The organism is Hyphomonas sp. (assembly GCF_041398385.1).
Lineage (GTDB): Bacteria > Pseudomonadota > Alphaproteobacteria > Caulobacterales > Hyphomonadaceae > Hyphomonas.
Genome location: NZ_JAWKUW010000002.1, coordinates 124,611 through 147,978, shown reverse-complemented (window position 1 = coordinate 147,978; position 23,368 = coordinate 124,611). Strand labels below are relative to the sequence as shown.

The 23,368-nt window shown below is 63.6% G+C and carries 25 protein-coding genes; 10 read left to right on the top strand and 15 right to left on the bottom strand.

What is annotated here, in order from left to right; translation table 11 throughout:
- Positions 1 to 5 precede the first annotated feature (5 nt).
- Entirely contained in the window at positions 6 to 1,745 is a 1,740-nt protein-coding gene (locus tag R3C13_RS05440; RefSeq protein WP_371309799.1) for an amidohydrolase family protein, read from the bottom strand.
- A gap of 125 nt (positions 1,746 to 1,870) precedes the next feature.
- Here R3C13_RS05440 and R3C13_RS05435 point away from each other — a divergent pair, with 125 nt between their 5' ends.
- Genes R3C13_RS05435 through R3C13_RS05425 form a run of 3 tightly spaced genes read left to right on the top strand, consistent with a single transcriptional unit; the run spans position 1,871 to position 4,859 of the window.
- A complete protein-coding gene (locus R3C13_RS05435; protein WP_371309798.1) occupies positions 1,871 to 2,731 on the top strand; it encodes an EamA family transporter in 861 nt (286 codons plus the stop codon).
- A gap of 19 nt (positions 2,732 to 2,750) precedes the next feature.
- On the top strand, positions 2,751 to 4,184 hold the full coding sequence (locus R3C13_RS05430) for a polysaccharide biosynthesis C-terminal domain-containing protein (protein ID WP_371309797.1): 1,434 nt from the start codon (positions 2,751 to 2,753) through the stop codon (positions 4,182 to 4,184).
- A gap of 36 nt (positions 4,185 to 4,220) precedes the next feature.
- Positions 4,221 to 4,859 carry an inner membrane-spanning protein YciB gene (locus R3C13_RS05425; protein ID WP_371309796.1) on the top strand — a complete coding sequence of 213 codons (639 nt, stop codon included), beginning with the start codon at positions 4,221 to 4,223 and terminating at the stop codon, positions 4,857 to 4,859.
- On the opposite strand, the gene R3C13_RS05420 is transcribed toward R3C13_RS05425, so the two are convergent.
- The gene (locus tag R3C13_RS05420) at positions 4,849 to 5,400 is read right to left on the bottom strand and encodes an NUDIX domain-containing protein (protein WP_371309795.1); all 552 of its coding nucleotides are present in this window, start codon (positions 5,398 to 5,400) and stop codon (positions 4,849 to 4,851) included. The genes R3C13_RS05425 and R3C13_RS05420 overlap by 11 nt on opposite strands.
- 127 nt (positions 5,401 to 5,527) lie before the next feature.
- On the opposite strand from R3C13_RS05420, the gene R3C13_RS05415 reads away from it, so the two are divergent.
- A complete protein-coding gene (locus R3C13_RS05415) occupies positions 5,528 to 6,145 on the top strand; it encodes a MarR family winged helix-turn-helix transcriptional regulator (RefSeq protein ID WP_371309794.1) in 618 nt (205 codons plus the stop codon).
- A gap of 12 nt (positions 6,146 to 6,157) precedes the next feature.
- Here R3C13_RS05415 and R3C13_RS05410 read toward each other — a convergent pair whose 3' ends face one another.
- The 5 genes from R3C13_RS05410 to ccmA are packed head-to-tail and all read right to left on the bottom strand — an operon-like array spanning position 6,158 to position 8,837.
- Positions 6,158 to 6,682: a redoxin family protein gene (locus R3C13_RS05410; RefSeq protein WP_371309793.1), complete on the bottom strand. Its 525-nt coding sequence runs from the start codon at positions 6,680 to 6,682 to the stop codon at positions 6,158 to 6,160.
- Entirely contained in the window at positions 6,679 to 6,843 is a 165-nt protein-coding gene (locus R3C13_RS05405; protein WP_371309792.1) for a hypothetical protein, read from the bottom strand. The genes R3C13_RS05410 and R3C13_RS05405 overlap by 4 nt, the downstream gene beginning before the upstream one ends.
- 5 nt (positions 6,844 to 6,848) lie before the next feature.
- Positions 6,849 to 7,580, bottom strand: a complete 732-nt coding sequence (gene ccmC / locus R3C13_RS05400) for a heme ABC transporter permease CcmC (protein WP_371309791.1) — start codon at positions 7,578 to 7,580, stop codon at positions 6,849 to 6,851.
- Between the two features lie 22 nt (positions 7,581 to 7,602).
- Positions 7,603 to 8,268, bottom strand: a complete 666-nt coding sequence (ccmB, locus tag R3C13_RS05395; RefSeq protein ID WP_371309790.1) for a heme exporter protein CcmB — start codon at positions 8,266 to 8,268, stop codon at positions 7,603 to 7,605.
- Positions 8,265 to 8,837, bottom strand: coding sequence for a heme ABC exporter ATP-binding protein CcmA (gene ccmA, locus R3C13_RS05390; RefSeq protein ID WP_371309789.1), 573 nt, complete (start codon positions 8,835 to 8,837; stop codon positions 8,265 to 8,267). Before ccmA ends, ccmB begins: the two co-directional genes overlap by 4 nt.
- 230 nt (positions 8,838 to 9,067) lie before the next feature.
- Between ccmA and acnA the strand changes: the two genes are divergently transcribed.
- Together acnA and R3C13_RS05380 are read left to right on the top strand one after the other, a co-directional pair.
- Positions 9,068 to 11,755 (top strand): aconitate hydratase AcnA, encoded by a 2,688-nt coding sequence (acnA, locus tag R3C13_RS05385; RefSeq protein ID WP_371309788.1) that lies wholly within the window; start codon positions 9,068 to 9,070, stop codon positions 11,753 to 11,755.
- 118 nt (positions 11,756 to 11,873) lie between these two features.
- Positions 11,874 to 12,524, top strand: coding sequence for a DUF1223 domain-containing protein (locus R3C13_RS05380; protein ID WP_371309787.1), 651 nt, complete (start codon positions 11,874 to 11,876; stop codon positions 12,522 to 12,524).
- On the opposite strand, the gene R3C13_RS05375 is transcribed toward R3C13_RS05380, so the two are convergent.
- The 7 genes from R3C13_RS05375 to purE form a co-directional block, all read right to left on the bottom strand.
- A complete protein-coding gene (locus R3C13_RS05375; RefSeq protein ID WP_371309786.1) occupies positions 12,525 to 13,562 on the bottom strand; it encodes a DUF4340 domain-containing protein in 1,038 nt (345 codons plus the stop codon).
- Entirely contained in the window at positions 13,559 to 15,457 is a 1,899-nt protein-coding gene (locus R3C13_RS05370) for a Gldg family protein (RefSeq protein WP_371309785.1), read from the bottom strand. The genes R3C13_RS05375 and R3C13_RS05370 overlap by 4 nt, the downstream gene beginning before the upstream one ends.
- Before the next feature lies 1 nt (position 15,458).
- The gene (locus R3C13_RS05365; RefSeq protein WP_371309784.1) at positions 15,459 to 16,226 is read right to left on the bottom strand and encodes an ABC transporter permease subunit; all 768 of its coding nucleotides are present in this window, start codon (positions 16,224 to 16,226) and stop codon (positions 15,459 to 15,461) included.
- Entirely contained in the window at positions 16,223 to 16,954 is a 732-nt protein-coding gene (locus tag R3C13_RS05360) for an ABC transporter ATP-binding protein (RefSeq protein ID WP_371309783.1), read from the bottom strand. Before R3C13_RS05360 ends, R3C13_RS05365 begins: the two co-directional genes overlap by 4 nt.
- Positions 16,955 to 17,046: 92 nt before the next feature.
- A complete protein-coding gene (locus R3C13_RS05355; protein WP_371309782.1) occupies positions 17,047 to 17,802 on the bottom strand; it encodes a creatininase family protein in 756 nt (251 codons plus the stop codon).
- Positions 17,803 to 17,806: 4 nt separating this feature from the next.
- Complete coding sequence (locus R3C13_RS05350; protein WP_371309781.1) at positions 17,807 to 18,886, bottom strand: 5-(carboxyamino)imidazole ribonucleotide synthase; 1,080 nt, start codon at positions 18,884 to 18,886, stop codon at positions 17,807 to 17,809.
- Positions 18,883 to 19,377 (bottom strand): 5-(carboxyamino)imidazole ribonucleotide mutase, encoded by a 495-nt coding sequence (gene purE, locus R3C13_RS05345; RefSeq protein ID WP_371309780.1) that lies wholly within the window; start codon positions 19,375 to 19,377, stop codon positions 18,883 to 18,885. The genes R3C13_RS05350 and purE overlap by 4 nt, the downstream gene beginning before the upstream one ends.
- A gap of 113 nt (positions 19,378 to 19,490) precedes the next feature.
- On the opposite strand from purE, the gene R3C13_RS05340 reads away from it, so the two are divergent.
- The 4 genes from R3C13_RS05340 (at position 19,491) to R3C13_RS05325 (ending at position 21,594) form a co-directional block, all read left to right on the top strand.
- On the top strand, positions 19,491 to 20,177 hold the full coding sequence (locus R3C13_RS05340) for a GGDEF domain-containing protein (protein ID WP_371309779.1): 687 nt from the start codon (positions 19,491 to 19,493) through the stop codon (positions 20,175 to 20,177).
- A 112-nt stretch (positions 20,178 to 20,289) separates the two neighbouring features.
- Positions 20,290 to 20,457 (top strand): YdcH family protein, encoded by a 168-nt coding sequence (locus R3C13_RS05335; protein WP_371309778.1) that lies wholly within the window; start codon positions 20,290 to 20,292, stop codon positions 20,455 to 20,457.
- Positions 20,458 to 20,519: 62 nt separating this feature from the next.
- Positions 20,520 to 20,828 (top strand): hypothetical protein, encoded by a 309-nt coding sequence (locus R3C13_RS05330; protein WP_371309777.1) that lies wholly within the window; start codon positions 20,520 to 20,522, stop codon positions 20,826 to 20,828.
- Between the two features lie 4 nt (positions 20,829 to 20,832).
- The gene (locus R3C13_RS05325) at positions 20,833 to 21,594 is read left to right on the top strand and encodes an SDR family NAD(P)-dependent oxidoreductase (RefSeq protein WP_371309776.1); all 762 of its coding nucleotides are present in this window, start codon (positions 20,833 to 20,835) and stop codon (positions 21,592 to 21,594) included.
- Here R3C13_RS05325 and R3C13_RS05320 read toward each other — a convergent pair.
- Complete coding sequence (locus R3C13_RS05320) at positions 21,591 to 23,279, bottom strand: alkaline phosphatase (RefSeq protein ID WP_371309775.1); 1,689 nt, start codon at positions 23,277 to 23,279, stop codon at positions 21,591 to 21,593. The genes R3C13_RS05325 and R3C13_RS05320 overlap by 4 nt on opposite strands.
- Between the last annotated feature and the right edge of the window lie 89 nt (positions 23,280 to 23,368).

The window sequence follows — 23,368 nt, the reverse complement described above, 5'->3', positions numbered from 1 at the left end:
ATTCCTTATTCTGCAGCAATTGCGGCAGATGCGGGCTGTTGCGCGCCCCGAATGAGGCGGCCGGGCCGTGCGCCCGTCGGCGTCCCGTCCCGATGCGTGACCACGCCATTGAGGATCGTCGCCGTATAGCCTGATGCCCGCTGCATCAGGCGTCTGCCGCCGGCCGGCAGGTCGTAGTCAACGTCCGGCAGGTGCAGCTTGAGGTTCGCCAGGTCGATCACATTGAGATCGGCCTTCAGACCGGGTGCGATCACGCCGCGATCGGTCAGGCCCATCCAGTGCGCCGTATCCCGGGCCTGGCGGCGCACAAGGAACTCGATCGGCAATTTCGGCCCGCGCGTCCGGTCGCGCACCCAATGGGTCAGCATGGTCGTGGTGAAAGAGCCGTCGCAGATCATGCCGACATGTGCCCCGCCATCGGAAAGGCCCGGCAGCGTCGCTGCGCTTTCCATCATTGCGCGGACAGGCTCCAGCGTGCCCTGCGAATAGTTGAGGAAAGGCAGGTAGAGCATGCCGCGCCCGTTCCGCTCCAGCATCAGGTCGAGCGCAACAGCCTGAGGGCTGACACCGCGCCGCTGCGCCATGTGTTCGAGCGTGCGTTCCGGCCCCGGCTCATAGTCCACGGGATCGGAGAGCTGGAACATCTTGCCGAAACTGCGCAGCATCACCCGCAGGAAGGGGTGGTCCGTCGACGGCTCTTCCGCAAGCAGCTTTTCACGAAATTCGGGGTTTCTCAGCATTTCGAGCCGTTTTTCAAACGGCAGGGCCGCAATCGCCTGGTAGGCCGGGTGCGCACTGAACGGATTGAGCGTCAGTTCAAGGCCGAGCAGCACGCCGACTGGCCGGGCGGCAACCTGCGCCCGCATCGGCAATCCGTCAGCGACAGCCTGCTCGATCGCGCCGAGCAGCAGCCTCCAGCCTTCCGGCGCCACATCCGCCTGCGCCAGCGACACAGACAGCGGCCGACCGGACTGCTCGACGATCCGGCGCAGCATCGCCGCTTCCTTCTGGGGATCGTTGAAGTCCGACACGAATTGCAGAACGCCGCGGCCGGCCTCTTTCAGGCCTTCTGCAATACCGATGAGTTCAGTTTCGCTGGCCGTCAGGGTCGGTGTCGGCTGGCCGTCGGATGTCCGATGGTTGAGCGTGCGCGAGGTTGAAAAGCCGAGCGCGCCGGCCAGAACGGCGTCCTTCGCCAGCTGTTTCATCCGGGCGATGTCGGCATCGGTTGCATCTTCCCGGTTCGCGCCGCGCTCTCCCATGACATAGACGCGCAGCGCCGCATGGGGCAGCTGGGCGCCAATGTCCGTGTCGAATTCGCGTCCGGTGAGGAAATCGAGATAATCCGGAAAACTCTCCCAGTCCCAGGGCAGGCCTTCGGCGAGGACGGGGAAGGGGATGTCCTCGACGCCCTCCATCAGGCGGATCAGCCGGTCATGATCGGCTGGCCGGCAGGGCGCAAAGCCGACGCCGCAATTGCCCATGATCACAGTCGTGACGCCATGCAGGGACGAGGGGCTGATCGCGTCACCCCAGGTCACCTGGCCATCATAATGGGTGTGAATGTCGACGAAGCCGGGGGTGACAACCTGTCCGCGCGCATCGATTTCCTCGATGCCTTTGCCGGAAACCCTGCCGACTTGGGTAATGACGCCGCCGGAAACCGCGACATCGCCTTCGAATGGCGCTGCGCCTGTGCCGTCCACAATCGTCCCGCCCCGGATGATGAGGTCGCTGGTCGTCATGGGGTCCTCCCGTTTTTGGGAGAGGATGACAGAGCGGCGCAACCTGTCAAAGCCTGACGGCGCGTCACGCTTTTCCTTGGCGTGGAACTCGGGCACAGACGGGCGCCGGAAAGGGCCCGCCACTTATGTCTGCCGACTTGCTTCCCATTCTTCTGTGCCTGATCTCTGCGATCACGGTGGCGATCGTGAATGTGCTGGTGAAGCGCGGCGGCGACGTGCTGACGGCGCGGATGCTGGTGTCGGTGACAAGCGCGCTGATCCTGCTGCCCCTGGCGCCCTTCTTTCCGTTCCCGCCGCCAGAAACCTGGCCGCTCATCGGCATCTGTGCGGCGTCGCACTGGTTCTATCAGTTCTGCCTGATCCGGGCGATGCACCGGGGCGACCTGTCGCTGGTCTATCCGGTGATGCGGGGGCTCGGCCCGCTGGCGACAGCCATCTTTGCGACCTTCATGCTGCAAGAACACCTCGCGCCGATCCAGTCCGTCGGCCTCTTCTGTGCGAGCTTTGCGATCCTTTTCTTTGCCCTGCCCACGGCGTCGACGGCCGAAGGCCGAAGCCTTGACCGGCGTGCCCTGTTCTGGGCCGCGATGACCGCCGTCGGCGTCGGCCTCTATGCCGTGAACGATACGCGCGCGGCCCGGGCGATGCCCTCCACGATGAGTTTCGTGATTGCCCTGTTCCTGATCGACTGGTTCGGCGTGACGATGGTGTTCCTGTGGCAGCGCCGCGGGAAGTATCTCGAAACCATCCGTCCGCAATTGCGGGGCGGGATCCTTGGCGGGATTGCCGGCACGATTTCCTATGGCCTCGCCATCTTTGCCTACACGCTGACAGATGCGGCGCATGTGACGGCATTGCGCGAGACATCGGTCGTGTTTGCTGCGGCGATGGGCGCCTGGCTGCTGAAGGAAAGTTTCGGTGCGCGCCGCACCTTTGCAGCGGGCGTGCTTGCGGGCGGGCTCGTTCTCATGCAGGCAGGGGCGTGAACCAGAGGGAGCGGGGACAGTGAAACTGGCACGGCACCTTGCCGGCTACCTGCCGGTCAACCTCGCAAACGCGATTGCGGCCTTTGGCGGCGTCTATGTGTTCACGCGCCTGCTCAGCGCCGAGGCCTATGGCGTCTATGCGCTGATGTTCTGGGTCATGGCGATGATCCACACGGTCTGCCTCACCTGGGTTGAGGCGGCAGGTTATCGCTTTTCCGGCGCGGCCGAAGCGAACGGGCAGCTGGCAGACCATTACCGCACCGCGCTGCCGCTGATGGTGATGGCGACGTCGGCGTCGCTGATCGTGTGCGCGGTGCTCTGGGTCATCTTCCGCGACCGGCCGGCCTATGCGGCGACCATCCCATGGATCGCTGCGCTGCTGCCGATCAATTCGGTCGTGCAGGTGGCGCTCGAGGCGCACAAGGCGGGTCAGCGCGTGCGCCGCTATGTGTTCACCGAAACCTTCCGCCTCCTGATGGGGTTCGCCCTCGGCGCGTTCGCGGCCTGGAAGCTCGGGCTCGGATCGGCCGCGCCTTTCTTCGGCATGGTCGTGGCCGGGGGGCTCATGGCGCTTCGGGAAATTGTCTGGCTGATGCAGTCTTCGGCGGGCGGGAAGACCAGCGCCGCGCGGCAGAAAGCCTGGGCGGCCTATGGCCTGCCGATTGCGGCGGCGCTTGTGCTGGACCTGATCGTCTCCGGCGCCGACCGGCCGATGATCGCCGCCATGCTGCCGGATGGCGAAGCGCAGGTCGGTGCCTATGCCGCCGGCTATGGCGCGGCGCAGCGGCCCGTGACGCTGATCTGCACCTGGGCGGCGATGGCCGGCAGCCCGCTCCTGATGGCCGCCTATGAGAAGGAAGGGCCGGAGGAAACGCGCAATGCGGCGCGCCAGCTGGCGACCTTCCTTCTGTTCGCCGGCATCCCGGCAACCGTGGGCATCGCGCTTGTCGCGCGTCCGTTCGCGGAAGCCATGATCGGCGAGGATGTGCGCGAGGGCGCGCTGAAGATCATTCCGTGGATCGCCGTGACGGGCCTCCTCAACGGCCTCCTGATTTCGTATTTCTCCGAAGCCTTCCAACTGGCCCACAAGACGGCGGAGCGGGCTTTCCTGATGGCCGTGCCGGCGGTGGCGAATATTGCGCTCAACTATTTCCTTCTGCCCGTGATGGGCCTGATGGGGGCGGTGGTGGCGACGGTTGCGTCCTATGTCATCGCCATCCTGCTGCTGGCGGTGATCGGCCGGAAATATGTCGCGCTGCCGGTGCCGTGGACAGAACTTGCGAAGATCCTCGCCGCCGCGCTCGCCATGTGGCCGGCTGTGATGCTGGTGCCGGCGCTCGGCGGTTGGCCTGAACTGATCCTCAAGGCCGGCATCGGCGCTGCCGTCTATGTGATCGCAGCCTTTGCGCTCGATGCCGCAGGTGTGCGACAGCTAATCAGGCAGCGCCTTTAAGAAAACCGCAAGCACCTCTGATGCGTAAGGACGATCATGAGCGAGACGAACCCTTCCCAACCCACCGCCGGAGAGGCCGCCGCCCGCGCGGGCGGCATATGGATGGAACTCGGCCCGACGCTCGCCTTCATCGTGATCTACAATGTCCTCCTCCGCTTTCCGGAAGAGGGGATGCTGTCAAAGGCGACCGCGCTTTACTGGGCGACGGGTGTGCTCATCGCCGCGACCCTCACTGTCATCGTCGTCAAGAAAATCCGTGGGCAGAAGATCCCGCCCTTCCTGTTGATTTCATCAAGCCTGATAGGCGTTTTCGGCACGCTGGGCATCCTGCTCCAGTCCAAGCTGTTCCTGTTCATCAAGCCGACCATCGTCAATCTGCTGCTGGCGGGCCTGATCTTCGGCGGTCTCGCCGTGGGCCGGAATGTCTGGAAGATGCTGTTCCGCGAGCTGTTCGACCTGCCGGATTTCGCCTGGCGCACACTTGCCATCCGCTGGGGGCTTTACTTCGTCGCCATGGCGGCGTGGAACGAATTTCTCTGGCGCACCTTTTCGGAAGCGACCTGGGCGAACTGGAAGCTCGGCAACATCGTAATCGGCATCGTCTTCGCGATCGCCAACACACCTTATACGCTGAAGCACATCCGCCATCCGGAAAAAGTGGAGCCTAGCGAGTAAGCCTCTCTGTTGCCGGAGGATTGGTGAAAGGTGCAAACGCCACCTCGTTCCGGATCTCCGAAAACTGCGTCAGCGCCCAGACCACGGTCGGGAAAGCGAGCTCTGACCAGGGAATGTCCTTCCAGTCGAAAAGGTCGACTTCGAGGCTTTCAGGCCCGGCGGCAAAATCCGATTCCAGGTGCGCACGGAACATGACCTGCACCTGCGCGATGCGGGGCACGGAATAGACGGCCAGCAATTGCCCGATCCGGATTTCCGCACACGCCTCTTCACGCGCTTCGCGCCGGGCGGCTTCCTCGACCGTTTCGTCTTCTTCCATGAAGCCCGCCGGTAAGGTCCAGTAACCTTTGCGTGGCTCGATCGCACGCCTGCAGAGCAGAATCCGGTCCCCTTTTGTGACGACCGAGCCTGCAACAATCTTCGGGTTCACATAGTCGATAAATCTGCAATGCGCGCACACCCGGCGCAGTTTTTCGTCCCCATCCGGCACTTCGAGGTGAAAATGGGGGGATATGTAACCATTCGATAATTGATCCGTCATCGGTTGTTATCCTATCGCGCCTAAGGGGAAAGGCATTGATCCGCACACGGGAGACTACTAACAAGGGTAAATCATGGTCGGATCGACCCCCAAGAGTTCATCACCCCCCCTCGAAAGGTAAACTACAATGGCATACAATCTCAACGCTTCGCCGAGCCACCTCTTGCACCGCGCACAGCAGATGGCTGCAAACCATTCCGCCAAGGCCCTGAAAGCTGCCGGCATCACCCTGCGTCAGTTCTCGCTGCTCGCAGCGCTCGACGGCAATGACGGCGTCAGCCAGTCCGACCTCGTCAACGCAACCGGCATCGACCGTTCCACGCTGGCCGACATGGTCGCCCGTATGGAATCCGCCGGCCTGATCAAGCGCGCCAGCTCCAAGACCGACGCCCGCGCAAAATCCGTCTCGCTGACGGCAAAAGGCAAGAAGTCGCTCGACAAGGCGCTCCCGGCCGTCGAAAAGGCCGACGCTGCGATCTTCGCCGACATGCCGAAGACCAAGCAGGATGCCCTGATGTCCGGCCTGATGGGCATGGCTGAGGCGTCTGCCCCGGTTGCCAAGCCTGCCAGGAAAGCCGCTGCACCGAAGAAGGCTGCGGCTCCGAAGAAAGCCCCGGCGAAGAAAGCTCCGGCCAAGAAAGCCCCTGCCAAGGCGGCTGCGCCGAAGAAAGCCGTCGCTGCAAAGCCGGTCGCAAAGAAGGCCCCGGCCAAGAAAGCTCCGGCCCGCAAGGCCAAAAAGAAGTAATTTCCTGAAGGGTTACGGGCGGGGCGCTTTCAGCGCCTCGCTCACCCGCTTCACGCCGGCGTCATCCAGCGGCCCGGCGATATGTTCGAGAATCTCGCCATTGCTCGAGATCACGAAGGTTTCCGGCACTCCGGTCAGCCCGAAATCCAGCCCGCCCTGCCCATCCGGGTCCATCACGATATCTGCATACGGATTGCCGAGTTCCGACAGGAACTTCTCGCCATTGGCGAGCGTATCCTTGTACAGCACGCCGTAGACCCGCCCCGGCCAGGCCTTGCCCAGTTCCACAAGGCGCGGATGTTCGGCGACGCAGGGCGCACACCAGCTTGCAAACAGGTTCACGACGACGGCTTCGTCGCCGGGTGGCGGCGCAAAGCTGATGGCGCCATCTCCCTCAAACCGTTCGAAAGCCCTGTCCGGCGCCATGCGCGACACGCGTTCGAACTCGGCCTTTTCCGGATGGGACAGCTGGTAGCCGGCCAGTACGGCAAACAGGATGAGCGCGGCAATGGGAATGGCGGCCAGCCAGCGCTTCATTTGCCGTCTTCCTCACGGATGCGCGCTTCGGCTTTGGCCAGCGCGGCTTTGGAGGCCTTCGCCTTGAGGATGACGATCAGGGCCGTCAGCAGGATTGCCGACGCCCCGATGGCATAGACCGCCCAGATATAGGCGGCGTTCTTGTCGAAGTCGGGCAGCATCAGGATCAGCCTCCGGCCATCAGTTGGGCGCGCAGTTTCGCCGTGCGCCTGTCGCGGATCTCGGTGCGCATCTGCGTCTGGACGAGGCCCGCGAACAACAGCGACTGGCCGAGCGCGCTGGACAGGAGCGGCCAGAGATAGACCGCCGCCATTTTGGGACCGTCCGCCGTCACCACGCTGGCCGTCTGGTGCAGCGAGGTGAACATCTCGACCGAAAAATGGATCAGCGGAACGTTCAGCGCACCGACCATGGCGAGGATCGCCCCGGCACGGGCGGCTTTCTGGCGGGAGTCCATCGCGGCGCGCAGGGCCATGTAGCCGAGGAACAGGAAGAACAGGAACAGGACCGACATCATCCGCGGGTCGTCCCACTGCCACCAGGTGCCCCAGGTCGGCTTGCCCCAGATCGCGCCGGTCGCAAGGCAGATCGCCGTCCAGACCGCGCCCAGCGGCGCAATTGCCTTGGCTGCGACATCGGCAACTTCATGGCGCCAGATGAACCAGATGAAGCTCATCACGGCGAGGCCCATATAGCTTGCCATGGCCAGCCAGGCCGACGGCACGTGCATGAACATGACGCGCATGATGTCGCCGCCCTGGTAATCGTCCTTGGGCACCATCCAGAGGCCTTGCCACAGGCCCCAGGCGATCAGGACGAGTCCGCCGGCATAGCAGGCAGGTGCCAGCCAGCTCGACAGGTTCAGGAAACGATGCGGATTGGCGAACCAGGAGAACATGACGCTTTGCGATACCTTTTTGTCAGTCTGCCGCCAAGCGCAGGGCCGCAGCCATGGCAAACGGCGCAACGGCGAGGGCAAACAGGGCCGATGCGGCCAGTAGCAGCGGTGCGGTTTCGCCGGCCGGTGTGTTCGTCATCGCCAGGGCTCCGAAAATCGCGGTCGGCACATAAAGGGGCAGGGCGATCAGGCTGATCAACAGGCCACCGCGCCGCACCGTCGCCGACAGGGCCGCGCCGACGCCGCCCCAGAAATAGAAGGCGAGGCCGCCAATCGCGTAATAGGCGGCATGAACGAGCAGGCTGGCGGATGCCTCGGCCTGGAACATCAGCGCCAGCAGGGGCGACATCAGGGCCAGCGGCAGGCCGGCGGTCAAGAAATGCGCGAGCGTCTTTGCCGCGGCGATCGAGGAGGCAGGTGCCTCGGTCTGCAGCCACAGGTCGAGTGCGCCGTCTTCGGTGTCAGCCTGGAAGATCCGCTCCAGCGTGACGAGGCTGGACAGGGCGAGGGCCACCCACAGGATGCCCGGCCCGATGGCGCGCAGGGTCGCCGGATCGGTCCCGATCCCGAGCGGCACCAGAACCGCTGTACCGGCAAAGAAGCCGAGCGGCAGCAGCGCGCCCGCGCCGCCGGCCCAGGCCTCGGTCAGCGCCTGCCGGAAGGCGGCAAGGGTGGGCTTCGGGCTCACAGCACCACCTCGCGGGTCGAGGCAAAGCCCGCATCGCCATGGATCGCCGCAATCACGCAGCCATCCTTGCGGCGGTGCTCCTCGATCAGGGACAGGACGAGGTCGCGGCCTTCCGCGTCGAGGGCGGTGAAAGGCTCGTCGAGCAGCCAGATCGGGCGGGGCGTCAACAGAAGCCGCGCAAGCGCCGTCCGCCGCCTCTGGCCGGCCGACAGGTGCCGGGCCGGCACGTCCGCCGGGCGCGACAGGCCCATGCGCTTCAGGATGGCGGACACGTCGGCATCCGCGCCCCAGGCCTTTGCCCAGAGGCTCAGGTGCTGGTGTGGGGTCTCGTGGGGTTTCAGGCCCTCGCGGTGGGCAATCCAGTGATGCGAGGCGGCTCGGGTGACGGTCCCGGTTTCCGGGCGGGTGAGACCGGCCAGAATGCGCAGAAGCGTGGTTTTTCCCGTCCCGTTTGAGCCTCTTAAGACAATTATGTCCGCACCTGCGGCAACACATTCGACATCCCTGAACAGCACCCTTTCCCCCCGGATCATGCCGAGGCCGGTGCCGGAAATCAGGGCATCGGGCACGGTCCTACGCCTCCGCCGGGTGCGGACAGGGGAGGGCGAACGCGGCGCGCCGGGGCATCAGGATCTCCTACCTGCCTGTTTCGCCGCCCGTTTTAGCGGCTTCGCCGCTGCGGCATAGTCCCTTTGTCCCGATTGCGTCAGCGTGCCTCCGCCTATATGAGGGGCCCACGTGCCGCCCGGTCCTCCCGGTTGCGGCCCCGGATTCACACCAGACGCGAGGTTCCCTCCCCATGCCGTCTCTCGACAGCTTCAAATCCAAACGCACCCTCACCGCCGCCGGCAAGACCTACACCTACTACTCGCTGCAGGCGGCGGCCGAGAACGGACTGGGCGACATTTCCCGCTTGCCGGCGTCGCTGAAAGTGCTGCTGGAGAACATGCTGCGCTTCGAGGACGGCAAGACGGTTACCCAGGCTGACATTATTGCGTTCAAGAACTGGCTGGAAAACAAGGGCAAGGACGATCACGAGATCTCCTACCGTCCGGCCCGCGTGCTGATGCAGGACTTCACCGGCGTTCCGGCCGTGGTCGACCTTGCCGCCATGCGCGACGCCGCCAAGAAGCTCGGTGCCTCGGCCGAAGCGATCAACCCGCAGGTCCCGGTGGACCTTGTGATCGACCACTCGGTCATGGTCGACAGCTTCGCCGGTCCGGACAGCTTCCGGAAGAACGTCGAAATCGAATACCAGCGCAACCAGGAGCGCTACGAGTTCCTCCGCTGGGGCTCCACCGCCTTCAAGAACTTCCGCGTCGTCCCGCCAGGCACCGGCATCTGCCACCAGGTGAACCTCGAATATCTCGGCCAGACTGTCTGGACGAAGGAAGAAGACGGCGAAACGGTTGCCTATCCGGACACCTGCGTCGGCACCGACTCGCACACGACCATGATCAACGGCCTTTCGGTTCTCGGCTGGGGCGTTGGCGGCATCGAAGCCGAAGCGGCGATGCTTGGCCAGCCTGTCTCCATGCTGATCCCGGAAGTCATCGGCTTCCGTCTCGACGGCAAGATGGCCGAAGGCGCCACGGCGACCGACCTGGTGCTGACCGTGGTGCAGATGCTGCGCAAGAAGGGCGTCGTCGGCAAGTTCGTGGAATTCTACGGCCCGGGCCTCGCAAACCTCACGCTGGAAGACCAGGCCACGATCTCCAACATGGCCCCGGAATATGGCGCGACCTGCGGCTTCTTCCCGGTCGACCACGATACGATCAAATACCTGACGAACACCGGCCGCGATGCGGACCGCGTGGCCCTCGTCGAAGCCTATGCCAAGGCCCAGGGCTACTGGCGCCCCGAGATGGCCGAGCCGGTCTTCACCGACACGCTGGAACTGGACCTCGGCGCCGTCGTGCCCTCGATCTCCGGCCCGAAACGCCCGCAGGACCGCGTGCTGCTTTCCGCAGGCGACACCGCCTTTGCCGAAGCCATGGCCAAGGAATTCGGCAAGGCCTCCGACGCTGCCGAGCCGATTGCCGTGGAAGGCGCAGACTACACCGTCACGCATGGCGACGTGTTCATTGCCGCCATCACCTCCTGCACCAACACGTCCAACCCGTCCGTGCTGATCGCCGCCGGTCTTGTCGCCAAAAAGGCAAATGAGCTGGGCCTTACCCGCAAGCCGTGGGTGAAGACCTCGCTCGCCCCGGGATCGCAGGTCGTGACCGACTATCTCGTAAAGGCCGGTCTGCAGGACGATCTCGACGCCCTCGGCTTCAACCTTGTCGGCTATGGCTGCACCACCTGTATCGGTAACTCCGGCCCGCTGGACGCTCCGCTGGCGAAAGCCATCGCAGACGGCGACCTCGTCTCCTGCTCGGTGCTTTCGGGCAACCGGAACTTCGAAGGCCGCATCGGCCCGGACATCAAGGCGAACTATCTCGCCTCGCCGCCGCTGGTCGTCGCCTATGCGATCGCCGGCACGCTGCGCAAGAACCTGACGACCGATCCGATCGGCCAGGACAAGAACGGCAACGACGTCTACCTGAAGGACATCTGGCCGACCTCGCACGAAATCGCCGAGATCATGGCAAAGGCCGTGACGCCGGAGATGTTCGCCGAGCGCTATTCCGACGTCTTCAAGGGCGACGAGCACTGGCAGGCCATCGAGGTCTCCGGTGGCCAGACCTATAGCTGGCCGCCCGGTTCGACCTATGTCCAAAACCCGCCTTACTTCAAGGACATGAGCCTCGACGTGGAAGCGCCGACGGATGTGGAGAATGCCCGCGTCCTCGCCGTGTTCGGCGACTCGATCACGACCGACCACATCTCTCCGGCCGGTTCGATCAAGGCCTCCAGCCCGGCAGGCATCTACCTGCAGGCCCACCAGGTCTCCCCGCTGGACTTCAACTCCTACGGCTCGCGCCGCGGCAACCATGAAGTCATGATGCGCGGCACCTTCGCCAATATCCGCATCAAGAACCAGATGGTTCCGGGCGTCGAAGGCGGCGTGACCGTCCACTATCCGGACGGCCAGCAGATGCCGATCTACGACGCCGCCATGAAGTACGAAGCCGAAGGCACCCCGCTGGTGATCTTCGCCGGCGACCTCTACGGCAACGGTTCGTCGCGCGACTGGGCAGCCAAAGGCACCATCCTGCTCGGCGTCCGCGCCGTGATCGCCGGCAGCTTCGAGCGTATCCACCGTTCGAACCTCATCGGCATGGGCGTCCTGCCGCTCGAGTTCGCCGAAGGCCAGAGCGCCAAGGCACTCGGCCTGACCGGCAAGGAGCAGGTGACCATCGAAGGCATCAACGACCTGAAGCCGCGCCAATCCGTGGACGTGAAGATCACGCGCGAGGACGGTTCGACCGTGACCGCGAAGACCATGGTGCGGATCGATACCGAGAACGAACTCGACTACTACCGCAATGGTGGCATCCTGCACTATGTGCTGCGTAACCTGGCGCGTGAGGCAAGCTGAGGCCTGCCGGGCACCTGACCATCAATGCCCCCGCAGCCCATCCGCTGCGGGGGTTTTTGCAGCGCTCACACCCCTGTGATTGTGTCGTGGGTGCAAGCCTGATCTATAGAGAGGCATCATGAAACATATTCTCGCCTCTCTTGCGGTTTCTGCGGCGCTTCTGGCGCCGGCGGCGCTTGCGCAATCGCCGGTGCTGGTCGAGCTCTTTGCCTCCCATAATTGCCGGGCCTGCCCGAAAGCGAACAAGACGCTGCATGAGGTCGATGCTGATCGCGAGGATGTTTTCATCCTGACCTGGTCAGTCGATTACTGGGATTATCTTGGCGCGAAAGATCCGATGGCGATGGTTGAATCGGAAGACCGCCAGCGCGGCTATGTCGACCGCTTCCGCCTCCGCGGGCCGTATACGCCTCAGACTGTCTACAATGGCGTCGAGCAATGTGCCGGCAACAAGCCAGCCAACGTGTCTTCCGCCCTCGAAAAAGTGCAAGCCTTTTCGTCGGAACCTGTGAAGGTGGCGCAGAAGGGTGACAGGATCACCCTGGACGGCAAGGCCAAGGGCCTGACCGACATCTGGTACATCGATTATCTCGATGGCGAGGACAATACGACCAATATGGTGCACCCGGTGACGCATGTGACGGCGCTCGGCCCCTGGCTTGGCGGACACATGGAACTTGAATTGCCGGAATGCCTGTCGCACTGCGTGATCGTGGTGCAGGAAGCAGGTTTCGGGCCGGTCCTCGCGACATTGCCCCTCAGCCGCTGATCAGTTTTCCGGCGCCGCAATTTCGGGCGGCCGGACAATAGATGAGATCGCCGGCGTAAAATCATTCCAGTCATATTCCGACAGCTGGAACGCCCAGCCGTCCGACTTTTCATTAATAGTGCTGCCGCGCTGGGCCCCTTCGCCGGCTTCTATGGCATGCAGGGTGACGAAGAATCCGTCGGGCTCCCGATAAGCATCCAGGTCGACTTCGAGGCCGTCATGCGTCTGGGTGATGTGGCGTCCGACCGGTTTGGTTGTCAGCTCGCTGGCCGGCTTGACGCCGATCGGCTGCAGGCGCGTCAGCGCCAGCGCAGGCGTCGATGCGGCGATCCGGCTGACGAGGCGGAAATCCTGATAGGGCGGACCCGGACGGAAGCTGCGTTCGCTGGAACCGACCGTCCGCTGAAGATACAGGCTTTCGCCGGCCCGGTCGTACAGGCGAACGGCAGAGATCGCATCGGGGTTGATGTCGATAATGTCGAGATCGAGCCAGGCATCCTGATTGTAGAAGGGCGGCAGGTCGCCTTCGACCTGGAATGCCTGGGTTTCATCGGGTCGGCGGGCATATAGATGGTCGCCCTTGCGACCGGTGATGATGGCCGCCGTGACGTCGCCATCCTCGTCGGCGATTTCGATGAGTGCACCGGTGCCACCGGTACGCGGATCGCCAAGTCCGATCCGGTTCAGCTTGTCCGCATCGCGTGTGCGTCCTTCACCCCAGGTCAGGTCCGCAAGGCCTGAAGCGAGGGCGGCAAGGCGATCTGCGCGGATGGGATATCCGTGCGTGCCGTCCATGGTCCAGCCATTCGCACTGTTCACAAGCCGATAGGACTCGTCCGCCAGCGTGACCCGGATTTCTGCTGCGTCCGCACGAATTGCTGCGAAATCAGGAAGGACCGCCTGGCCGTTGCGGCCCATGTCGCGGGCATCGTGGCCAAGGTCGAGGTGGACGATAATTGCGAGTACGGTCAGGAGCGCTGCGGTTGCGCCGAGCAATTGTATCCGCCGCTTGCGCTGTTCAGACCTCTGTTCGCTCATGCATCCCTCCGTGCATGAGTGCGCTGGCGCCGCCAGACGAACAGGCCTGCAAGGGCGACGAGCAGCGGGCCGCCCCAGATGTTGATGGCTTTGAGGATGCCTTCCAGCCGGTCGATGTTGCGCCGATAGTCGCGTTCGATGTCGCGCAGTTGGCCGCGCAGGGAAACGATCCGCTCACGCAACTGTGCAAGTTCCGCACGTTCCTCATCGGTGAGGTCAGCCTCAGCATCGCCGGCATAGAAGCCGTCGGTTGAGCCGATTGCCTGAAGTTCTTCGAGCCGGCCCTGCGCGTCCTGCAGGCCGGCTTCAAGCTCTGCCTGCTGACGGAAATAGCGGGCCTCGGCTTGGGCGCGCATATCGTCGATCCGTTTCATGGGCCTCAGGCTGGGTGCGCGGGAACGCAGGCGCGAAAGTTCACCACCGCCCGCAAGTGCATCAAGAGCGTTCAGGACCAGCGCGCCATTGTCTGCGACGACAACATCGCGGCCCGGAATGATGTAGAAATCGTCAGAGATGAAATCGACATCGGCGACCAGGACGATCTCAGCATTGATCTCACTTGAAGAAATGTGAGGCGGTGCGTTGGCGGCCTCGGCGCGTGCGAGTTCGGCGAGGACCGGATCGGCAGGCTCTTCGAAGGCGGGAGCGCCTGCTGGAAACGCCGTTTGCATCTGGCCTGACAGGCGGCCCGCGATCACCAGCGGCCCGGGTTGGGTTTCGTAGGATTTGAGCGTTTCGGAAGGCTTCATGTCCCGAACCGCCTTGTTCGCGTCAATAAAGGACGGGCTGGGGCCGGTCTCGATCAGAGGGGAGAAAGACAGGCCGTCAGCAAGGGAGGCGCTGAGGAAGGCGCCGGGCGCGCCAAAGTTCACGGTGCGCGACAGGTCTGCCGTGATCAGGTCTTCCTGGTTCATGTCGATCGCGGGGGCTCCGATGAACAGGGGATGTGCCTGTTCTTCTGTGCGCCCGTCGCCAAGATCGACTGGCACCATCAGGGCGCCTGCTGCATCGGCGACGGCATCAGGCGCGAGGGTTACGCCCCACGCTGCTCCCAGCATGCCAAGGTCCGAGTGGGCTTCCGCCGTGGATATATCGAAGGGCCCCTGCGCAAGCGCTGTCTTTGCGGCCGGGTCGACAAGGAACACAGCGCGGCCCGTGCGTAGAACGAACTGGTCGAGCAGCCATTCCTGCCGGCGAGACAGGGCTGGCGGATGTGCGACGAGCAGGACATCCAGATCTGCGGGCAGGGATTGGAAATCCTCCGGCACCGGAACGATCTCGAAAGAGCGTGCGATGTCCTGCAGCAGCGTATATCCGCCCTGCCCGCCCGGCGCCGCCATGCCCGGAAGGCTGGTCAGGATGCCGACGCGGGGCGGGTCAGGATCGTCCAGCCGGGCGATCATCCGCGTCAGGTCGTATTCCAGCGTGATTTCGCGTTCCGGCGCGAGGAAGGGAATGATCCGCTCATCGTCGATCGTATTGCGCCCGATAATGCCGAAATAGAGCGGGTCGTTGCCATTGGTGCCGATGGCGGTGATGCCCGATGCGAGGGCTTCGTCTTCGGCCGGAGAGAAGGGCGAGGGGTCAATCTCCCGAATCCGCACATTGCCCCGGGACTGGGCTGCATAGGCCTGCAGCAGTTCTCGCACTCTTGCTGCGTAGCTTCGGACGGCCGGGAAATCCTGTCCGACGCTGCGGGAATAGACGAATGTGATGTCGACCGGTTCGGCGATGTCGGTCAGCGTGTCTTTCGTTGCTTTGGACAGCGAGAAAAGACGGTTCTCGGTGAAGTCAGCCTGAGCGCCGGTCAGTACCGTCTGTGCGAGCAGGTTCGCTGCGATAAAAATGACGCTCATCAGGACGGTGGCGACGATCAGATAGGTCCGCGATTGCATCTCAGCCGAGCCTCTGACGCGATGCCCAGAGGCCATTCAGAATGGCCCAGAAGCCGGTGAAGCCGAGGAAGAACACGACCGCGCGCAGCTCCAGCACGCCACGTTGCGCGCCCTGGAATTGAGTCAGGAAGGAAAATTCGGCCACAAGGTCTGCCGTGCGCGCACCGAACAGGGATTTGACGGTCGACAGAACCAGTGGCCAGCCCGCTGCTGTGAAGGCAAAGGCGATCAGGACACTGATGACAAAGGCCGTCACCTGGCTGCCGGTCAGTGCGGAAATGGCCGAGCCGATCGACAGGTAAGCGCCCGCCATCAGGAAGCTGACGACATAGGTCAGCAGGATCGCCGCATTATCGGGTTGGCCGAGATAATTGACCGTGATCCACATCGGAAAGGTCAGGAGGAGGCCGACCCCTGCGACGGTCCACGCAGCGCAGAGCTTCCCGAGGACGAGGCCAGGCATGCCGAGCGGCAGCGACAGAAGGAGCTCGTCCGTCCCCGCGCTCCGTTCATCCGCCCAGAGCCGCATGGCGAGGGCGGGCAGGAAGATCATGTAGAGCCAGGGATGCCAGACGAAGAAAGGTGATAGGTCCGCCGATCCGGTATCGAAGAACCGACCAGCCTCCCAGGTGAACACGCCGAGCGCCAGAAGGAAGACAGCCAGGAAGACATAGGCCATCGGTGTCGCGAAATAGGCGCCCAGTTCGCGTCGGTAGGTCGCGCCAAAGCCGCCGAGTTGTTCGCGGAGCGTGCTCAGAAACGTGTTCATGCCGAGTTTGCCTCGGCCTGGTCGGTCAGGCGGGCAAATGCGCCCTCGAGCGATCCGTCCTCGGACTTCCTGGCAAGGCCTTCCGGTGTTTCGTCGGCCACGATCCGCCCCTGGTCGACGACAATGGCCCGGGTGCACATGGCGGGCACTTCTGTCAGCGTGTGGGTCGAGATCAGGATGGCCTTGTTCGGGGCCATGCGGGCGATGAGGGCACGGACGGCACGCTTCTGGTTCGGGTCGAGGCCGTCGGTTGGCTCGTCCAGCAGAAGGACGGGCGGATCGTGCAGGATGGCACCGGCGAGGCCGACGCGGCGCCGGTAGCCTTTCGACAATGAGCCGATCCTCTGGCCCGAGACGGTGGTTATCCGCGCATCGGCAATGGCTCGTTCGACAGCATCTTTGCGCTTGCTGCGTTCGATGCGGCGGGCAGCCGCAACGAAATCCAGGAACTGGGGCGGCGTCATGTCGTCGTAGAGTGGGGCGCCTTCGGGCAGGTAGCCCAGGGACGACTGTGCTTCACGCCGATTCGAAACAATGGATTTCCCGTCGATCAGCGCATCGCCTGCGTCGGGCTCAAGGACGCCAGCGATCATGCGCATCGTGGTTGATTTACCGGCCCCATTGGGTCCGAGGAATCCCAGAACCGTTCCCTTTTCGAGAGTAAACGACACGCCCTGCACGGCACGCTTGGCGCCAAAGGATTTTTCCAGATTGCGAATGTCGAGCATTCTCTGGGTCTGACGCCTCTCACCGCGGTAGGCTGACTGAATACCGTCCTTCGGGTGATCTGGCCAGCCGCCTGCGCCTGCGCTCTGCAGTATCAGGCAGCAAACCGGCGGACTTCTTCCAGGACCGCTTCGGCCGCGACCGCCACGATTTTTGCGCCGTCTTCAACAGAAGACTGGGTCGGATCAGATCCGATGCGGCCGTCTGGAAAATCCTGGCGGTAGCGAACGGCGTCGCTGATCGTGCCGGACGGGGCGATCTTCGGGCTCATCTTCACTTCGGGGCGCGCCCGGTCCGGATAGGCATGATAGGTGACAGAGACTTCAGACGCGGTTGCGTGGCTGCCATGGCCGGTCGGGTAGAGCTGGTTGCAGAGGGACATGACCGACGAGAAATCCCACCAGTCGCGGCGCTTGAGGGCGATGCCCGGCCGGTTGTCCGCCCCGCGCGGGTCGAAGCTGCGGCGGGCGTGGATTTCTGCGAAGGCCGCTTCAATAGTGGCGATGTTTCCGCCGTGGCCGTTCAGCCAATAAATGCGCTCGAAGCCGTGCCGCATCAGGCTTTCCGTCCAGTCTTCCATCGCGGCGATCATGGTGGACGGGCGCAGCGTGATCGTGCCGGGAAAGCCGAGATGGTGCTGCGCGCAGCCGACCGAGAAGGTCGGCCCGACAAGCATGTCGTCCGGGGCAAGGCTTTCCGCATGGCGCACAATCACTTCCGGGCAGATCGCATCCGTCCCGATGAAGCCGTTGGGGCCATGCTGTTCCATCGACCCGATCGGGATGACGATAGTGCGGGATTTCCCGAGCCAGGCTTCGATGTCCTGCCAGGTTGAGACTGGGAGCAGCATGGGATCAATCCTTCCGGGGATTCAGGCGTCTTGTAATATGGCCCATCTTGCGGCCGGGCCGGGCCTCGCGCTTTCCATAAAGCGTCAGCACGTCGCCCGGCTCAAGATGGTCTGGTGTCACGAGGCCGGCATCGCCGATCAGGTTCACCATTTCCGCATCAAACAGGCGCCGTGTGTCGCCAAGGGGCCAGCCGCAAATGGCGCGGATGTGCTGCTCGAACTGACCGGTCTGGCAAGCCTCAGGCGTCCAGTGCCCGGAATTGTGCACGCGGGGGGCGAATTCATTGGCGAGCAGCCGGCCGTCCGGCAGGACGAAGAATTCGAGCGCCAGCACGCCGACATGCCCCAGCGCATCGACCAGCATGATCGCTTGCTCGCGCGCATCGTGCTCCACGTCGGCAGGCAGGCCTGACGGCACGGTCGATGTCGAAAGGATCCCGTCGAGGTGAACATTATGCGGCGGGGCCCAGGTCTTTGTCTCGCCATTGCTGGACCGCGCGACGAGAACTGAAATTTCGCGCTCGAACGGGACCGCAGCTTCGAGGATGCAGGGTGCCATGCCGACCGATTTCCAGGCTGATTCGATATCAGCCGGGCTTCGAATCCAAGCCTGACCCTTGCCGTCATAGCCTTCGCGGCGGGTCTTGAGCAGGCTGGGTGCCCCAAGTTCAACAAGCGCGGGTGCGATGTCGGTGTTGTCGTCGATCAGCCTGTAATCGGCCGTGGCGACGCCAATGGAATTCAGGAACGCCTTTTCGTCGCCGCGGTCCTGAGACAGGGACAGGGAGCGTTGGCCGGGATGGAGCGGCGTGCCGCTGGCCTCGATGACCGACACTGCGCCCACCGGGATATTCTCGAATTCGAGCGTGACCACGTCGCAGGCGGCGGCAAATTCCGCCAGCAGAGCGCCGTCGTCATAGGCGCCCTGCCAGTGTCGCCGGCAAACCCGTGTTGCGGGCGCGTCGGTGTCGGGACAATAGATGTCGACGTCGAAACCCAGCCGTTCGGCGGCACCGGCGAGCATCCGGCCGAGCTGGCCGCCCCCCAGAATCCCGATCACGCTGCCGGGGGCGATGAGGCTCATTCCTCGGGCGCCTCTCCAACGCTGTCCGTCTGAGCCTCGCGGAAGGCGTCGAGCTTGCGGGCAACATCTACATCTTCCAGCGCGATGATAGATGCAGCGAGGATGCCGGCATTGACGGCGCCCGCTTCGCCGATCGCGAGCGTTCCCACGGGCACGCCGCGTGGCATCTGGACGATGGAGAGGAGACTGTCGAGGCCGGACAGCGTCTTCGACTGGACGGGCACGCCAAGGACCGGCAGCGACGTCATCGACGCTGCCATGCCGGGCAGATGGGCCGCGCCGCCGGCGCCGGCAATGATGACTTTGAGCCCCCGCTCTTTCGCAGATTTCGCGTAGGACACGAGCCGGTCCGGTGTCCTGTGGGCTGATACGATCCGGGCCTCATAGCTGACGCCCAGTTCTTCAAGCTTTCGGGCGGCTTCCTTCATGACCGGCCAGTCCGACTGGCTGCCCATGATAATGCCGACTTTCGGGGAATCGCTTGTCGCCATGGCGTCCTCGCAGCGGGAAAGCGCGCACCATATGCAGGCGGCCCTGCGCGTCAACTGCCGCCTGACGGGCGAACCTGCTCCACAAGCCCGGCAAGTGCGCCTATGATTGGCTAATGGCCGACGATGTCTTCTCTCCGCAGCCGAACCGGCGCCGCGCCCTGATCGACATCCTGGGGGTCGATCTGGCGCTGATGGACCGCAACGCACGTGCCGCGATCGAGGCGCTTTGTGATGAAGTGATTGCACTTCGCGAGGAGTTGACGACGGTCCGGGCTGCGCTGTCGGAAGCAGAATTGCTGGCTGACAATGACGCCCTGTGCCCGCTGTTCAACCGAAGGGCCTTCGAACGGGAAGTGCGCCGAGAAATCGCGTTGGCGACCCGCTTCCGGACGCCGCTCTGCCTGATTTTCATCGATCTCGACCATTTCAAGCCGGTAAACGATCTGTTCGGACATGCCACCGGAGATGCCGTCCTGATCAAAGTGTCTGAAGTCCTGCGCAGCATTACGCGCGAAACAGATATTGTCGGCCGCCTCGGAGGGGACGAATTCGGCATTGTCCTGTCGCAGGCCACACTTGCCGATTCCGAGAACAAGGCGGCGCAGGTGACGGAGCGGATCGACTCGCTGGTCATCCGGTCGCCCAGCGACCCGGACGGGCCCGAACTCCACATCGGCGCTTCCTGCGGCGTGGTGTCGTGGCACCCCGGCGAGGACGCAGATCACCTGATCCTAAGGGCCGATCAGGCCATGTTTGCCCGAAAAGCGCACAGGAAAGGCAGCCGGTCTGCGCAAGGCTGAGGCAGCCAAAAAGTTACTCAGGATTCATTGCGGCGGATGGTGACGCTCGAAATCATTTGTGCTTAGGTGTTGCTGTTAAGACACAAAACCTTAACAGCAGAAGGAGACTGACATGTCGCTAACAGGCCGGATCAGTGAGCTCGCAAACAAGCACCGCAGACTGGACCATGAAATTTCCGAGGAAGAGAAGCGCCCCGCCGCCGATACGCTCCGCCTCCAGGATCTCAAGCGACAGAAACTCAAGATTAAAGAAGAGCTGCGATGGCTCGAAGCGAGCTGACGGCACTTCAGGAATTGGGTTCCTTCGCCGGCAGCTGAAACAGCGGCGAAGGGACCGGTTTCATGCGGGATATTTTCGATCAGGATAAATCACTGAGCCTCGGTGTCGTGCGTCAGGCCGGGCAGGTGTTCAGCCTTTTGCTGGCTGCTGCCGCGCTGCTGGCCCTGCTGCGAGGCTTGGGACGCGTATTCTCGGGACACATCCTTGGCGGACTGGCAGAGACGCTAGGCGCATTTGTAGTTCTGGGGTTCCTGTTCCTGGTCGTCCGGTTGCTGACGGAATTGCTGGCCGCCCATCACCGGCTGAACGACCGGCTTGCGATTCTGGGCGACGATCTTCGCGTTCGCCGCGAAGCGCCAAAAGGCGAGTGAGCTGATGCCCACACCCGTTACGGCCATTTTCGGGCTCGGCCGGGAAGTCGGCGATGCTGTCGCGCGCCGGTTCAGTGAGCTCGGCCACCGCGTGCTGGCCGCAGATGACAGCAGCGAACGGCTGGAAACCGCCCGCGATTCGATGCCGGATGAGGCACTCCTTCATCACGGCGACCTGCACACCAGACTGGGCCTTCGCAATGCAATTGCCGCCGCTGTCGAAGGTTTTGGAAGGATCGACAATGTTGTCGTCATTCCTTCAATCGAAGCGCCGGACACGCTGCAGGAATTTTCACAGGAACGCTTCGACAAGGCCCTGACAAAAACGGTCCGCGGCGCCGCTCAGACGCTCAAGGTGTTTTCCGAACGCATTGCCGAGCAGGACGACCTTCCGGCTGCGGGTGTCGAGCGCATTCGCCAGAAGGGCTCTGTTACCTTCGTCCTGTCCTATTCTGCGCTGGCAACCATGCCCGGCCGGTTCACGGAATCTGTCACGCAGTCGTCCGTGCTGGGCGTGATCCGGGCAGGATCGGTGGAACTGGCCGAGGCAGGCATCCGGGTCAACGGGATCGTCGCCATCCGTCCGCGGGAAGAAAAAATGGATTCCTGGACCACGCGGCGCACGCCGCTCGGCCGGGCGGCCCTCGCCGACGAAATCGCCGACGCGGCAGCCTTTCTGGCCTCCAGTGAGGCAGCCATCATCACCGGCGAGATCCTGCGCCTCGATGGGGGGCGGTCAGGCCTTGCCGGCGTTCTCGACGTTTAAGCCGGCTTCAGGCAGGACACGCCCTTGTCTTCCGGGCTGGCGGTCCAGGCGGAAACGGTGTCCAGCGACCAGTCCGGACCCAGAATATCCGAGACTTTCTTGAACTCGGCCGATGCCGCCTCGGGCGTCAGCGTGACCATGATATATCCGTGTCCGAACGGATCGTGCCAGTCGACATCCTTGTTGGCGGCAGCGAACTGCGCACCGAGGTCCGGGATGTCGGTCACTGCCGTGCCTGATCCTGGCGACGTGATCGAGGTGCAGCCGAACTCGACGCCCCGCCGGGTGCCGGCCGCATCATGCAGCGTATTGGCCCAGGCCGTGTGCGTGTCGCCCGCGAGCGTCACGAGGCGGGCGCCACTTCTGGCGACGGAAGCATAGAGCCGTTCGCGTGCCGCCGGATAACCGTCCCACGCGTCGAGATTCATTGGCAGGCCAAGCGCGGAAAAGCCGATCATCTGCTGGACGAAAGGGTTTGCCTGTGCCGCAATCTGGGCGGGCGTGAGCGTCTGCTGAAGTTTGGGCAGGGCAACCTTTGCCATCACGACCTGATTGGCGAGCACCTGCCAGGTTTTCCCGGCTGACACAGACCGGGCAAGCTCGCCGTCGAGCCAGGCTTCCTGTTCGGTGCCCATCATGGTGCGCTCGGGATCGTTCGCTTTCACCAAGGTTTCCTGCGCCCTCTGGACGATGGCCGATTCCTCGGTCAGTCCCGATAGCGCCGCAAACCAGTCAAGACCTTCCGACCGGCCGGTGAGGCGTGTCTCAAGCGCGCAGACCGTCGCGACATTTCCGAAGTCGAAGCTGCGCCAGACAGCAGAAGCGAGTTTTCCCGTTTCAGGTTCGCGGATCGGCTGCCATTCGTAGTAGGCCTGGATGGCCGCCATCTTGCGGTCCGACCACAGGCCCTCGCCTTCGTCAGGGTTATGATTTTCAGCGCCCGTCCGGTAGGAGTCGTTGGCACTTTCATGGTCATCCCAGGTGCAGATCCACGGGGCCGCCGCATGGGCTGCCTGCAGGTTCGGGTCTGTCTTGTACTGTGCATGGCGCCGACGATAGTCAGAAAGGCTGATGCATTCTGTGGGCGGATCATGCGGGCGCCCGATCAGTCCGGCGACTTCGCCGCCATAGCCATCGGTGCCATATTCGTAAATATAGTCGCCGAGATGGACGATGGCATCGACATCCGGCTCCTGCGCGAGTGCCGCATAGGCATTGAAAAAGCCGAACTGCCAGTTCGAACACGAAATGACGACCAGCCGGACGGGCGCATCACCTGTTCGGGCGGTTGTCCGCGTCCGCCCGACCGGGGAGGCGATTTCGCCGCCTTTTGTCAGCGCGCTGAAGCGATATGTGTAGGCAGTTCCCGGCTCGAGTCCCGCCGCGTCGGCCTTGATGCAGAAATCGTGAGCCGCATCTGCGCTCAGCAACCCGGTTGCAACGACCGCTCCGGCAGCATTCGTCACATCGTAACGAACGGGAACCGGTCCCGTGCCGCTTTTCGGGGTCACGCGGCTCCAGAGGATCACGCGGTCGGAGAGGGGGTCGCCTGATGCGACACCATGTTCGAAGGCGACTTCGCCGTCATAGGTTTCGCCGCCAACAGGGACGGTTGCACAGGCTGCGAGGCCAAGGGTTCCGGTTGCGGCGGCACCAAGCAGGCCGCGCCGAGTGACTCTGGTCATGGGGGAATCCTCCGGTATGGGCGACCGGTCTAGCGCCGGTGAGAGACAATAGCATGACGCCGGGCGCAGCTTTCGTCTATAAGCCGCCG

Coding starts and splice junctions, on each gene's coding strand:
- R3C13_RS05330 (WP_371309777.1), top strand. CDS start 20,520: ATGCGGGATATTTTCGATCAGGATAAATCACTGAGCCTCGGTGTCGTG.
- R3C13_RS05370 (WP_371309785.1), bottom strand. CDS start 15,457: ATGCAATCGCGGACCTATCTGATCGTCGCCACCGTCCTGATGAGCGTC.
- R3C13_RS05415 (WP_371309794.1), top strand. CDS start 5,528: ATGGCATACAATCTCAACGCTTCGCCGAGCCACCTCTTGCACCGCGCA.
- acnA (WP_371309788.1), top strand. CDS start 9,068: ATGCCGTCTCTCGACAGCTTCAAATCCAAACGCACCCTCACCGCCGCC.
- R3C13_RS05320 (WP_371309775.1), bottom strand. CDS start 23,279: ATGACCAGAGTCACTCGGCGCGGCCTGCTTGGTGCCGCCGCAACCGGA.
- R3C13_RS05435 (WP_371309798.1), top strand. CDS start 1,871: ATGTCTGCCGACTTGCTTCCCATTCTTCTGTGCCTGATCTCTGCGATC.
- R3C13_RS05335 (WP_371309778.1), top strand. CDS start 20,290: ATGTCGCTAACAGGCCGGATCAGTGAGCTCGCAAACAAGCACCGCAGA.
- R3C13_RS05340 (WP_371309779.1), top strand. CDS start 19,491: ATGGCCGACGATGTCTTCTCTCCGCAGCCGAACCGGCGCCGCGCCCTG.
- R3C13_RS05440 (WP_371309799.1), bottom strand. CDS start 1,745: ATGACGACCAGCGACCTCATCATCCGGGGCGGGACGATTGTGGACGGC.
- purE (WP_371309780.1), bottom strand. CDS start 19,377: ATGGCGACAAGCGATTCCCCGAAAGTCGGCATTATCATGGGCAGCCAG.
- R3C13_RS05365 (WP_371309784.1), bottom strand. CDS start 16,226: ATGAACACGTTTCTGAGCACGCTCCGCGAACAACTCGGCGGCTTTGGC.
- R3C13_RS05375 (WP_371309786.1), bottom strand. CDS start 13,562: ATGAGCGAACAGAGGTCTGAACAGCGCAAGCGGCGGATACAATTGCTC.
- R3C13_RS05410 (WP_371309793.1), bottom strand. CDS start 6,682: ATGAAGCGCTGGCTGGCCGCCATTCCCATTGCCGCGCTCATCCTGTTT.
- R3C13_RS05420 (WP_371309795.1), bottom strand. CDS start 5,400: ATGACGGATCAATTATCGAATGGTTACATATCCCCCCATTTTCACCTC.
- R3C13_RS05380 (WP_371309787.1), top strand. CDS start 11,874: ATGAAACATATTCTCGCCTCTCTTGCGGTTTCTGCGGCGCTTCTGGCG.
- R3C13_RS05325 (WP_371309776.1), top strand. CDS start 20,833: ATGCCCACACCCGTTACGGCCATTTTCGGGCTCGGCCGGGAAGTCGGC.
- R3C13_RS05425 (WP_371309796.1), top strand. CDS start 4,221: ATGAGCGAGACGAACCCTTCCCAACCCACCGCCGGAGAGGCCGCCGCC.
- ccmC (WP_371309791.1), bottom strand. CDS start 7,580: ATGTTCTCCTGGTTCGCCAATCCGCATCGTTTCCTGAACCTGTCGAGC.
- R3C13_RS05350 (WP_371309781.1), bottom strand. CDS start 18,886: ATGAGCCTCATCGCCCCCGGCAGCGTGATCGGGATTCTGGGGGGCGGC.
- R3C13_RS05355 (WP_371309782.1), bottom strand. CDS start 17,802: ATGCTGCTCCCAGTCTCAACCTGGCAGGACATCGAAGCCTGGCTCGGG.
- R3C13_RS05360 (WP_371309783.1), bottom strand. CDS start 16,954: ATGCTCGACATTCGCAATCTGGAAAAATCCTTTGGCGCCAAGCGTGCC.
- R3C13_RS05405 (WP_371309792.1), bottom strand. CDS start 6,843: ATGCTGCCCGACTTCGACAAGAACGCCGCCTATATCTGGGCGGTCTAT.